The sequence below is a fragment of the Xanthomonas sp. XNM01 genome, from assembly GCF_014851915.1.
GTDB lineage: Bacteria > Pseudomonadota > Gammaproteobacteria > Xanthomonadales > Xanthomonadaceae > Pseudoxanthomonas.
Genome location: NZ_JACVAP010000002.1, coordinates 111,106 through 123,622, shown reverse-complemented (window position 1 = coordinate 123,622; position 12,517 = coordinate 111,106). Strand labels below are relative to the sequence as shown.

The 12,517-nt window shown below is 70.9% G+C and carries 6 protein-coding genes; 1 reads left to right on the top strand and 5 read right to left on the bottom strand.

Going from position 1 to position 12,517, the window contains the following annotated elements:
* Positions 1–109 precede the first annotated feature (109 nt).
* Entirely contained in the window at positions 110–967 is an 858-nt protein-coding gene (locus IB242_RS08075) for a DUF4261 domain-containing protein (RefSeq protein ID WP_192277991.1), read from the top strand.
* A gap of 906 nt (positions 968–1,873) precedes the next feature.
* Here IB242_RS08075 and IB242_RS08070 read toward each other — a convergent pair.
* The 5 genes from IB242_RS08070 to IB242_RS08045 form a co-directional block, all read right to left on the bottom strand.
* Positions 1,874–3,241 carry an amino acid permease gene (locus IB242_RS08070; RefSeq protein WP_192277989.1) on the bottom strand — a complete coding sequence of 456 codons (1,368 nt, stop codon included), beginning with the start codon at positions 3,239–3,241 and terminating at the stop codon, positions 1,874–1,876.
* 790 nt (positions 3,242–4,031) lie between these two features.
* Positions 4,032–5,462, bottom strand: a complete 1,431-nt coding sequence (locus IB242_RS08065; protein WP_225540343.1) for an MFS transporter — start codon at positions 5,460–5,462, stop codon at positions 4,032–4,034.
* Positions 5,463–5,870: 408 nt separating this feature from the next.
* Positions 5,871–6,530 carry an alpha-ketoglutarate-dependent dioxygenase AlkB gene (locus IB242_RS08060; protein WP_192277985.1) on the bottom strand — a complete coding sequence of 220 codons (660 nt, stop codon included), beginning with the start codon at positions 6,528–6,530 and terminating at the stop codon, positions 5,871–5,873.
* Positions 6,531–7,151: 621 nt separating this feature from the next.
* Positions 7,152–10,859: an error-prone DNA polymerase gene (locus tag IB242_RS08055; protein WP_225540341.1), complete on the bottom strand. Its 3,708-nt coding sequence runs from the start codon at positions 10,857–10,859 to the stop codon at positions 7,152–7,154.
* A complete protein-coding gene (locus IB242_RS08045) occupies positions 10,856–12,274 on the bottom strand; it encodes a DNA polymerase Y family protein (protein WP_192277983.1) in 1,419 nt (472 codons plus the stop codon). The genes IB242_RS08055 and IB242_RS08045 overlap by 4 nt, the downstream gene beginning before the upstream one ends.
* Positions 12,275–12,517: the final 243 nt, after the last annotated feature.

Genomic DNA, 12,517 nt, shown 5'->3' with positions numbered 1-12,517 from the left:
GCGGGCCGTGTCGTTTCCGGAGGCCCGGTCACACTGCGGCCGCCTCGGGCTTGAATCGCGGCGCGCCGCTGCGTCCAATGCTCCCCCGCTTCCTCGACGAGAATCACGGATGGCCGTCAGCCTCGCCATGCTGCTGCAGTCGCAGATCGATCCGCAGCTCGATGCCCCCGCCCTGATCGCGCAGCTGCGCAGCGACTGGCCCGACCTGGATCCGGACCTGCTGCGGCCGACGCCACGCGAGGAACTGCAGGCCGACGGGAACGGCGACAGCCAGGTGCTGGGCATCGACTACGACGGCTACCTGATCGCACTCATGCCGATCCCGGCGCCCATCGGCGACGACATCGCCGCCCTCTGCGCCCACAGCCGGCTCTGGCCCAACGCCACGCCGGCGCCCGAGGGCTATGCCGCGCATACCATCGTCACGGTGATGCACTTCGGCGGGGAAGACGCCGATGCTCCCGGCGCCATCGCCCAGGCGGCCCTGCTGAGCAGGGTGCTGGCCTCCGCGATCGCGCTGTCCGACAGCATCCAGGCCGTGTATTTCGGCAGCGCCAACCACGTCGTCCTGCCGGCGCTGTTCCGCGAACTGGCCAGGGACATGCTGCCCGAACCGATGCCGCTGGCATGGGTGGCGATCAACGTCGGCCAGCGCCCGGACGGGGTGATGACCGGCCATACCCGCGGCATGGACATGCTCGGCCTGATGGACATCGAGATCCCGTCCACCGACGAGAGCGCCGAGGACGTGTTCGGCCGCCTGACCGGCATCTGCCATTACCTGATCGAGAACGGTCTGGTGATCGGCGACGGCGACACGCTCGGCAGCAGCGACGAAGAGCGCATCAAGGTGGTCTACGGCCCGTCCGCACTGGGCGACGACCGCCAGGTGATGTCGCTGCAGCACGAAGCGATCGAGCCGGAGCCGCCTGCAGCCAAGTCCTGGTGGAAGAAGCTGCTGCACTGAGCCTGCCCGCTCCGCCGGGGCAGGCCGAAGGTCTGCCGTTGCCGTTGCCGTTGCCGTTGCCGTGATCTTGCTCGGCTTTGCCTTTGCCTTTGCCTTTGGCTTTGGGCCGTTGCCTTGGTTTCGGCTTTTGATCCACTCGAGCCGTAGAGCGAGCCGAGCATCGCAGGGTGGCAGAGCCGAAGAGCTGCCCTTGTCTGAGCGAAGCGAGTTTGGGCAGCGAGCCCTGTCATCCGAGAAGCACAGGGCACCGGCGCGTAGCGCCGGATCGCGTCCGGCGACGGCGGTTTTGCTTACTTTTGACAAGACAAAAGTAAGCCGCGCAACAGCGCGGAAGCCGTTGCCCTGAAGCCCTGGCTTCCGCCATTGCCGTTGCTTTGAAGCCATGGCTTCGGCCGTTGCCGTCGCCTTTCAGCCAGTCACAGCCAAGGCAGAAGCTGAAGCAGCAGCAGAGCTTTCGCTCTACCCGCTGTCGCGGGCGGGAGCGAGTCGCTTTTCTTTGCCTGTGCAAAGAAAAGCAACCAAAAGAAAGCACAGCCGGTCCGCGAGCCGACGCGGCTGCGCCACGCCGGTGCCCTGCGTTTCTCGCAGGCGTGGGGCCTTGTCCCCTTTTCGGGACGGCCCACAACCCGCTGCGTTCGGACACGTGGGCCTCTTCGTCCCCGCGCCTGCTGCGATGCTCGGCTCGCTTCACGGCATTGGAAGGTCAAGAGCCGTGGAGCAGGAGCAAAACCCGAGCGAACGGCGAACGGCGAACGGCGAACGCAGGAGCGTAAGCGCCTGCGTCGCCGAGCGTTGCGCCAACGGCAACGCCGGCACTGGTGAACGGGCGGGCGTGTCCCCGGGCGAGGGCCGGAACGGGAGCCTGCCCTCGCCCGCTCAAACCCTGCGCAGCAGGCGGACGAAGGCTTACCGCGCCCGCCGCGCCAGCGCGCTGCCCGCCGCGATCAGCGCGGTCAATGCCGCCATCGACAGGAACTGCACCCGCGTCTGCTCGCCGCTCAGCAGCAGCGCGAAGATCAGCGCGAGGATGCCCAGCGCGAACACGGTCAGGAACGGGAAGCCGGCCATACGGAACGGCAGCGGCGTGCCGGCCTTGTCGGCACGGCGGCGCAGCACCAGCTGCGACAGCAGCGCGATGGTCCAGACCAGCAGGCAGGTCGAGCCGACGATGTTGAGCAGGGTCGGCAGCACGCGCTCGGGGAACAGCAGCTCCAGGCCGGCGGCGGTGAAGCCGAACAGCACGCTGGCCAGCACCGCGGCCACCGGTACCAGCCGCGCATCCGAGCGGCCGAGCAGCGCCGGGGCTTCGCGCCGCTGCGCCAGCGACTGGATCATCCGCGAAGCGCCGTAGAGGTTGGCATTGAGCGCCGACAGCAGCGCGATCACCGCGACCAGGGTGATCGCCGCGGCCGCACCGGGGATGTTGGCCGCCTGCAGCACTGCGGCGAACGGCGACTTCAGCGCCGGGCTGGTCCACGGCACCACCGCGATGATCACGCTCAGCGAGCCGATGTAGAACACCAGGATGCGCCAGGCCACGGTGCGGATCGCACGGGCCACGCTGCGTTCGGGATTCTCGGTCTCGGCCGCGGCCACCGCGACGATCTCGGTGCCGCCGAACGCGAACACCACCACCAGCAGCGCCGCGCCGACGCCAGCCAGGCCATGCGGGGCAAAACCACCATGCTCGGTGAAGTTGGCCAGGCCCGGCGACGGCACGTCCGGCAGCCAGCCCAGCAGCAGCGCGGCACCGATCAGGATGAAGGCGACGATGGCCACGACCTTGAGGATCGCGAACCAGAACTCGAACTCGCCGAAGTTGCGCACGCCCAGCAGGTTGATCGCGGTGAACACCGCCATGAACAGCAGCGCCATCGCCGGGACCGACAGCCCGGGCCACAGCGTGGCCAGCAGGCCGGCCGCACCGACCGCCTCGGCCGCGATCACGATGACCAGCTGCACCCACCACAGCCAGCCGACGGTGGCACCGGCGGTGGCGCCGAGCGCGTCGGCCGCGTAGACCGAGAACGCGCCGCGGGTCGGCCGCGCCGCGGCCATCTCGCCCAGCGCGTTCATCACGATGATCACCAGCGCGCCGGCGACCAGGTACGAGAGCAGCACCGCCGGACCGGCCACCTGCACGCCCACGCCGGAGCCGAGGAACAGGCCGGCGCCGATCGCGCTGCCCAGGCCCATCATGATCAGCTGGCGGGGTTTGAGGGTATGTGCGGCGGTCTGGCTGTTCGCGGGCGTTGGGGCGCGGTCGACGGACATCGGGCTGGAATCCACGGGGCGAAAGCACGACACGATACAGGCAGACGGCCACGGCTGGAGGTGCCATCGGTCGCCCCCGGAGCACGACACGACGGGGTCGGCCTGCCCTGGCCTGTGCACGACCGCCCAGCCTCCGGACACCGCGCCAGACCGCAGGCCGCCGGACGATCACCACGGCGTGCGCCCGGCCAGGAACAGGGCGAGGACGCCGCGGTCCCGTGGCGACGATATCGTCGCGACCAGCCGGGCGTGGGTGTTCCCCGGACAGCCAGATGCATCCGGCGGCGACCGCGATGACTCCGGCACGACCCGATGCGCCGACGTCGAGGCGTCCGCGCCGCTCGCGGCGCCGGCCCGATGCAGGGCGGTGGCAGCGGATCAGGGCCGGTCCGGACGGGCCGGACCGCCGCCCCCACCATCCCCCCCTTGGACATGCCGGAACATCGCACGCCGTGCGATCGCCCTCGGCGTCATCGTCACTCCCTCACGCGCAGCACAGCGTCGTACCGGGATCGCCGGTGGGCGCCCGTCTCAGGTCTGCAGCCGCGCCATCGGCTTGGGATCGTGCACGGATGTCGAGGCGTCCGCGCCGCTCGCGGCGCCGGCCCGATGCAGGGCGGTGGCAGCGGATCAGGGCCGGTCCGGACTGGCCGGTCCGCCGCCCCCAGGCAGCATCCGCCCATCCCCCGGACATGCCGGAACATCGCACGCCGTGCGATCGCCCTCGGCGTCATCGTCACTCCCTCACGCGCAGCGCAGCGTCGTACCGGGATCGCCTGTGGGCCCCGTCTCAGGTCTGCGGCCGCGCCATCGGCTTGGGATCGTGCACTTCCCCGCCCGGCTGGGCGCGGCCGGCCATCTCGGCGCCGGCATCGGGCGCCAGCCGGCGCATCGACAGCACCGAGCACAGCGAGACCAGGCCGATCACCAGGAAGGCGATGGTGAAGTTGGCCGGCGCCTCGGTCTCGGTGCCGGTCGCCACGCTGGCCACGGTCAGCACGTAGCCGCCCAGGGTGATGCCCAGGGTGAGCGAGACCTGCTGGGCGACCGCGGCCAGGCTGGTGGCGCGCGACATCCGCGAGGTTTCGATGTCGGCATAGACCACCGCGTTGAGCGCGGTGAACTGTAGCGAGCGGAAGCAGCCGCCCAGCAGCAGCACGCCGACCATCAGCGCGTACGGCGTGTCGGCCCGGAACAGGCCGTAGCCGCACAGCATCAGCGAGGCCAGCGCCGCATTGGCCACCAGCACCCGGCGGAAGCCGAAGCGGCGGATGATGGTCGCCGCCAGCGTCTTCATGAACATCGCGCCGACCGCTGAGGTGAACGTCACCAGGCCGGACTGGAACGGATCGAGCCCGAACGAGAGCTGCAGCATCAGCGGCAGCAGGAACGGGATCGCGCCGATGCCGATGCGGAACAGCGAGCCGCCGAGCACGCCGACGCGGAAGGTCGGCACCCGGAACAGTTCCAGATCGATCAGCGGATGCGGATGATGCCGCGCATGCCGCACGTACAGCAGCAGCGCGGTTGCGCCCAGCGCCACGCAGCCCAGTGCCAGCCCGGTGCCGATCATGTGCCGGCCCAGCGTGGCCAGGCCGAACATCGTCAGCGCCAGGCCGGTGGCCGACAGGGCGAAACCGCGCCAGTCCAGCGTCTCCACCGGCTCGCGCAGCAGCGGGATGTGCTTCCACGCCAGCCAGATGCCGAGCAGGCCGATCGGGATGTTGATCAGGAAGATGCCGCGCCAGTGCCCGTAGGTGGTGATCAGGCCGCCCAGCATGGGGCCGAGGATCGGGCCGAGCAGCGCGGGAATGGTCAGCCAGCTCAACGCGCGCACCAGGTCGGCCTTGGCCACGCTGCGCAGCAGCACCAGGCGTCCGACCGGCACCATCATCGCCCCGCCCACGCCCTGCAGGAAGCGCGCGGCGACCAGCGTCTCCATGTTGACCGACACCGCGCAGCCGACCGAGCCGAGCAGGAACACCGCGATCGCGCTCATGAAAGTCGGCCGCGCGCCGAAGCGGTCGGCGACCCAGCCGCTGACCGGGATGAACACCGCCAGCGCGATCATGTAGCTGGTCATCGCCAGCTTCAGCACCACCGCCTCCACGCCCAGTTCCTCGGCCATCACCGGCAGCGAGGTCGCGATCGCGGTCGAGTCCATGTTCTCGATGAACAGCGCGGTGGCGACGATCAGCGGCAGCAGGCGTTCCGGCTTCAACTCGAGCCCGAGGGACAGTGCGGGGCGGCATTGTCGCCCGCCCCGCGTGAACGCGACAGGATGGATGTGCCGGTCGTGTGCACGGAGCATCGTCCCCACGCAGGAGCCGCCCCAGCGGCGACCGCCATGCGCGATGGTGTAATGGCGTGTGGCGCATTGGCCGCAACCGAGCGATGGCGGCCGTGCTCCCCCGAGAGGGATGCAGGCGGAGCCCGCTCCAGTGGATGAGCGCTGTTCGCCTGCCCGGAACGCCTTCCGCCTGTAGGAGCCGCCGCAGCGGCGACCGCCATGCGCCATCGCGCATTGGCCGCGACGGAGATGGCGCAGTTGCCGCGACGCAGGTGCGGGCCGTTGAACATCGCCCTGGCCGCGCCGGCCGGGAACGGATCGATGTGATTGAACCCGTCCCTACCGCCCCGCGCGGCCATCGGGGGTCGGCATTCCATTCCACGCTGCCGGCTGCATGCCGGCGTCGCGTTCGCTCCGCCACCGGCGCAGCGTCCGCGCCGGGCGTGCGCGGAACACCACGCTCATCCGTGGCGCGACCGGGCGTGTGGTCTTGGGGATGCCATGCAGGTGGGTGAGCTGGCTGGCGTGGCTCATCGCCAGCAGGCTGCCCGGCTGCAGGTCGATGCCCAGCGCGCGGCCACCGGCGTTGGCGCGGATGTTCATCCGCCGCGGCGCCCCCAGCGACAGCAGCGCGATCGGCTCGCCGTCGGCCAGCGCGTCCAGCGTGTCGTGATGCATCGCCACGCTGTCGTGGCCGTCGCGATACAGGTTCAGGCCGACATCGGTGTAGCCGCCCGGCACGTGCTGCTGGACCAGTGCATGGATCGCGGCGAACGGCAGCTCGCCCGGCAACGCATCCAGCGTGTACCAGGCCTGCAGCCGCGGCACGTCGACCACGCGTTCGTACATCGGCCGGCGCTGGTGCTGCCAGGCGCAACCGGCTGCCAGCGCGGCGAACCAGGCATCGGCCTGCGCCGGCCCGATCACCTCCGGCCAGTAGCGGATGCCGCCCTCGGCATCGTCGACGAGCTGCTGGGGACACGCGGAGAACAGATCCATGGAATCATCCGGTACGAAAGATGGCGATCACGTGGGCAACGCGATCCAGAAAAGCGGGAAGAACGCGGCGGGATGGCGTGGTGGCATGGGCGCGTCTCTGCGGCAAACCGTGATCCCGGACGCACGCCCCGCCCTCATTCCGCCAATCGCTGCATCCGGGGCCACCTGTTGCGGCCCGGGTACGATGACGCGACGTGTGGACAGGCATCCGCGGAAGACGCATGACGCCACGTCCGTTCCCTCCGTCCACCAGAAGGACATGCGGTGGCAGCCGCCGGACGATGCCGGAACGCCCGGCCGCGATGGTCCATGCCAGAGGAATGCATCGGGACATCCATCCGGCTTGCACGCCGGTGGGCGCATGCGTTGCCTGCCGGCGCCCCGCAGAGACGGCCCGTGCCGCAGAAGTGCCCACGCCCACATGAACCTGCCTGCACCCAGGCAGCGCAGCCCGGCGCATCTGCCTCGCGCAGCGCGGCGCAGGCATCCGATCGCGACCATCCGTGCGCTCGACATCGGGCGATCGCACGCGGGAGTCCGCCGGCACGCTGCCGACCGGCCACTGCATGCCGACCGATACAGGCAGAAACGCGGGAGGCAGCGGTTGTGCGGGACGCCGCATCAATGGAAATCCCGCGAATCGATCTGCAGCGAGCCCAGCAGGTCGCTGAGGTCGTGCAGGTCGCCTGCGATCAGGTGGGAGACGCCGTCCACGCGCTCCCAGCGCCCGCGCACGGCCAGCAGCCGCGACTGCAGCAGGGCCAGCCGCCGGCGCATCGCCAGGTGCGGCCAGACGATCACGTTGACCATGCCGTGCTCATCCTCCAGCGTCACGAAGATCGTGCCCTTGGCCGTGGCCGGGCGCTGGCGCTGGGTGACCAGGCCGGCCACATGCACGCCGCTGCCGTGCCGGCGCTGCTGCAGGTCGCGCGAGCCGATGATGCGGCGCTCGACCATGCGCGGCCGCAGCAGCGCCATCGGATGCCGCTCCAGGCTCAACCCGGTGCTGCGGTAGTCGGACAGGATCTCCTCGCCGATCCGCGGCGCCGGCAGGTCGATCGGCGTCTCGTCAGGGCTGCCCGGCAGCAGCGGCAGGCGGCGCTCGATCCCGGCCACCGCCCAGCGCGCGGCATTGCGGTTGCCGGCCAGCGCCTGCAGTGCGCCGGCCTCGGCCAGCGCCTCGCGCGCCTTCGCATCCAGATCGGCACGCCGGCACAGGTCGGCGACATCGCGGAATGCGTGGCGCGCGCGGGCGTCCATGATCCGTTCGGCCACGGCCTGCGACAGCCCGGCCACCTGGCGCAGGCCCAGCCGCAGCGCGGCCTGGCCGCCATCGTCCTGGTGGGCGCGGTGGTGCCCGCCTTCCAGCGTGTTGTCCCAGTCGCTGTGCTGCACGTCCACCGGCCGCACCTCGATGCCGACCCGGCCGCCGCGTCCGCGGCGCGCGTCCTGCACGATCTGGCTGGCCGAGTAGAAGCCCATCGGCTGCGCGTTGAGCAGCGCGCAGGCGAACGCCGCCGGCTCGTGCCGCTTCAGCCAGCAGCTGATGTAGACCAGCTTGGCGAACGAGGCCGCGTGGCTCTGCGGAAATCCATAGGAACCGAAGCCCTTGATCTGCTCGAAGATCTGGTCGATGAACTCGGCGGAATAGCCCTTGCCCTCCATCAGCTCGCGGATGCGGACCCGGTGCGGTTCCATGTCGCCGCCGCGCTTCCATGCCGCCATCGAGCGACGCAGGCCATCGGCCTGATCCGGCGTGTAGCCGGCATGGATCACCAGTTCCATCACCTGCTCCTGGAACAGCGGGATGCCCAGGGTCGCACCGAGGATCTCCCGCACCCCGTCGGAGGGATAGGTCACCGGCTCCTTGCCCATGCGCCGGCGCAGGTACGGATGCACCATGCCGCCCTGGATCGGACCGGGCCGGACGATGGCCACCTGCACCACCAGGTCGTAGAACACCCTCGGCTTCAGCCGCGGCAGCATGCTCATCTGCGCGCGCGACTCGATCTGGAACACGCCGACGGTATCGGCGATCTGCATCATCGCGTAGGTGGAAGCCTCGTCTTCCTTCGGCAACCGCGCGATGTCGGGACGGAAGCCGCGATGCCGCTCGACCAGCTCCAGCGCCTTGCGGATGCAGGTCAGCATGCCCAGCGCCAGGCAGTCGACCTTGAGCAGGCCCAGCGTCTCCAGGTCGTCCTTGTCCCACTGGATGATGGTGCGGTCGGCCATCGCCGCGTTCTCCACCGGCACCAGCGCCGACAGCGACGCATCGGAGATCACGAAGCCGCCGACATGCTGCGACAGGTGCCGCGGATGGCCGTTGATCATCCCCGCCAGCCCCAGCACCTTCGCGATCAGCGGGTTGTCCGGATCGAAGCCGGCTTCCTCCAGGCGCTGCCGCATCGGCGTGTCGCCATTGCCCCAGCCGAAACAGTCGGCCAGCAGGCCGATCTGGTCCGGCGGCAGACCGAAGGCCTTGGCCACGTCGCGCACCGCGCTCTTGCCGCGGTAGCTGATCACCGTGGCGGCGAGCGCGGCCCGCTGCCTGCCGTACTTGGTGTAGACGTACTGCATCACCTCCTCGCGCCGCTCGTGCTCGAAATCGACGTCGATGTCCGGCGGCTCCTTGCGCTCCTCGGACAGGAAGCGCGAGATCAGCAGCCGGGTCTCGGCCGGGTTCACCACGGTGACGCCGAGCGCGAAGCACACGGCGGAATTGGCCGACGAGCCACGGCCCTGGCAGAGGATGTTGCGGCCCCTGGCGAAGCGGACGATGTCCTCGACCGTCAGGAAGAAGGCTTCGTATTTCAACCTGGCGATCAGGTCCAGCTCTTCATCGATCTGCACCCGCACCTTGTCGGGCACGCCATCCGGCCAGCGTTCCTTCATCCCGGCCTCGGTCAGGCAGCGCAGCCAGCTGGTCGGGGTATGGCCGTCCGGCACCAGTTCCTTCGGATAGTCGTACTTCACCTCGCGCATGCCGAAGCGGCAGCGCGTAGCGAGATCGACCGTGGCCTGCAGCAGGTGATGCGGATGGATGTTGCCCAGCGCGCGACGGCTGCGCAGATGGCGCTCGCCATTGCGGAACAGCAGCGCGCCGGCTTCGGCCAGCGTGGTGCAGTGGCGGATCGCGGTCAGCGTGTCCTGCAGCGCGCGGTCGCGGCGCTGCGCCATGTGCACGTCGCCGCTGGCCAGCGGCGTCAGCTGCACGGTCTCGGCGAGTGCCAGCAGCTGCGCGAGCCGCGCCGCGTCGTCGGTCTCGCGGTGCAGTTCCACCGCCAGATACGCACGCTCGCCGAACACGCGACGCAGCCAGCGGCCCTGCTCCGGATCCGGCTCGGCACCGGGCAGCCACAGCGCGAACAGGCCGCAGTCCTGGCCCATCGACGTCGGCGCATGCCGTCGCGCGCCTGCCCCTCCGCTCCGGGGCGCGTCTCCGCTTCGGCTGCCACCTTGATTCCGCCACTTCCGCGATGCTTCGCCCGGGGCTTGGCGTTGCTCGTGATCCAAGTGTTCGCCGTCCACCTGTTCCGCCAACACATGGTGGGGCAGACCACGCGCGACGACGGCCTGGTCGTGCAGGTCCCAATGGCGTCCGCCCGTGCCGCGGGCAGCATCCCCGTCACCACCGGTGCCGACCGGCGCAGGCGCGCGGATGGCGTTCGGCACCACGGTAGCGGCCGTCTGCCTCCCTGCAACCGGCGTGAAGGTCTGCTCCAACGCAGCAGAGGCGATCAGCTGACCAGCGTCGACAGAAGCGGCTGGCCGCTCGCCGACACCAGCCTCCGGCAGCCGCTCCTCGTCGGCAGCAGCGGCTTCCCGCTCCGCGGCCGCCGCGGCGATCACCCGCTCCACATCGTCGCGGCCCAGCCGGTAACGGCCCTTGGTCGCCGCACGCCGGGCGGTGGTGATCAGCTCGCACAGGCGGGTGTAGCCGGCGCGGTGTTCGACCAGCAGCACGCAGCGCAGGCCGTCGACCAGGGTGAATTCGCTGCCGACGACCAGCTTCAGCCCCGTGGCTTCCGAGGCCTCCAGCGCGCGCACGATGCCGGCCAGCGAGCACTCGTCGGTGATCGCCAGCGCGCTGTAGCCGCACTGCACGGCACGCTGGAACAGGGCTTCGGCATCGCTGGCGCCGCGCAGGAACGAGAAGTCGGACAGGCAGTGCAGCTCGGCATAGGCCGGCAGGTCGTCGTCGCCGCGCGGCGCTGGCGCATCGTCGTTGGCGGCGCCGCGCAGGCGCGCGGCCACCTGCCAGGCACGCGGCATGCGCCCGCCGGGTGTGTCGGCATCGACGCCGTCGACCGCATCGTCCCAGCTCATGCGAACCAGCCGTGCAGCATCCAGCCGCCGTCGCGCTCGCCGGCCTGCTGGAACGCCCAGCCGCGCTGGCCACGCCCGGTCTCGACCACGTAGTAGTCGCGGCGCACGTCGCCCTCGTCCCACCATCCGCTCTCCAGCCGCTCCGGGCCGGACAGCACGCGCAGGCGCGCATCGTGCAGCGGCACTGGCGCCGGCAGCAGCCAGGTCGGCCGCGGCGGGCGCACCGGCGCCTGTTGCACGGCCTCGTCGCCGAGCACGCGCGCCCAGGCGCGCTCCGGGCGCGGATCGCCCTGCGGCGCGACCCGGTACACCGCGCCATCGCCCAGCCGCGCACGCAGGCGCTCGCGCAGCTGCGGCCAGTCCAGCGCCTGCTGCGAGCGCTGCGCGAACAGGTCCTGCATCGCCGGCACGAACGGCGGCAACTCGCGCGCCAGCAGGCGCAGCGCGACCACCGGCCGGTCCAGTTCGGCCCGCTCCAGCCGCCCGCGTGCCAGTTCGAACAGCATCGCCGGGCTGCGCTCGGGCGCCAGCAGGCCGACGGCGACATCGGTGTGGCCCTGCTCGTGCTCCAGCCGCAGCACGAAGCGCTGCACGCCGCCATCGCGGATCGACAGGTAGGTGCACAGGTCGCCGACCAGCCGGCGCAGCGGGAACAGCAGCGCGGTGTGGGTCTCGACCTCGTAGCCCAGCTCGACGCGCGCGTCGAAATGATCCGGCGGCAGGTAGCAGTCCAGCGGATCGTCGGCCTCGCCGTACAGCCGCTGCAGATGCTCGAGCAGCGGCAGGCCGAAGCGGCGGCGCAGCGCATCGGCCGGCAGCGCGCGCAGCTGGCCCAGGGTGCGGATGCCCATGCGCTGCAGGCGCACGCCGCTGTCGTCGGGCAGCGCCGCACGCCGGGCCGGCACGCCATCGAGCAGGCGCGGCAGCGCATCGGGCGTCATCACCGCCATGCCGTCGCGCAGGCCGGCCAGCACCCGCGCCGCGCGCGGGGTGGGCGCCAGCGCGATGCGGTGACGGAAGCCGAGCCGGTCGAGTTCGCTGCGCAGCCGCTGTTCGAACTGCGGCCACGGCCCGAACAGGCGGAAGCTGGCGCCGGCCTCCAGCACGATCGCCGCGTTCCACTGCAGGCTGACCAGCGAGCTGTGGCGGTAGGCCCATGCGGCGAGGAACCGGTGGGTGCGCGCCTCGTCCTGCGGATCGTGGTCGACCATAGCGAACTGCGGCAGCAGCGCGTGCGCGGCGGTCAGACGCATGCCCGGCGCCAGCCCGGCCTGCGCCGCAGCGGCATTGACCGCATGCAGGCTGCGCAGCTGCGCCGGCCCGCCGACCAGGGCCAGCGGCGCCTCGGCATCGGGGTGGCGGCGCAGCACGGCGTCCAGCGCCAGCTGCGGCAGCAGGATGCAGGCCCACAGCATCAGTGCGGCCCCGCAGATGCGCGGAGTACGGCGACAGCTCCTGGATTCGGCAGGCGCTGCGGCACAGAGGCATTGAAGCCCATGCCATACGTGCCGGCACGATGGAGCCACGCACGCCGTGCAGACACGACAGAAGTCACGCACCGCCGCTGATGCACGGCACTTGTGCGGCAGCGCCATGCAGCGACAGCACGCGCCCCGATGATGGCTTCCGTCCTGGCAAGCGGACGCGTCCACAGCGCC

Coding starts and splice junctions, on each gene's coding strand:
- IB242_RS08075 (WP_192277991.1), top strand. CDS start 110: ATGGCCGTCAGCCTCGCCATGCTGCTGCAGTCGCAGATCGATCCGCAG.
- IB242_RS08045 (WP_192277983.1), bottom strand. CDS start 12,274: ATGCTGTGGGCCTGCATCCTGCTGCCGCAGCTGGCGCTGGACGCCGTG.
- IB242_RS08070 (WP_192277989.1), bottom strand. CDS start 3,241: ATGTCCGTCGACCGCGCCCCAACGCCCGCGAACAGCCAGACCGCCGCA.
- IB242_RS08060 (WP_192277985.1), bottom strand. CDS start 6,530: ATGGATCTGTTCTCCGCGTGTCCCCAGCAGCTCGTCGACGATGCCGAG.
- IB242_RS08055 (WP_225540341.1), bottom strand. CDS start 10,859: ATGAGCTGGGACGATGCGGTCGACGGCGTCGATGCCGACACACCCGGC.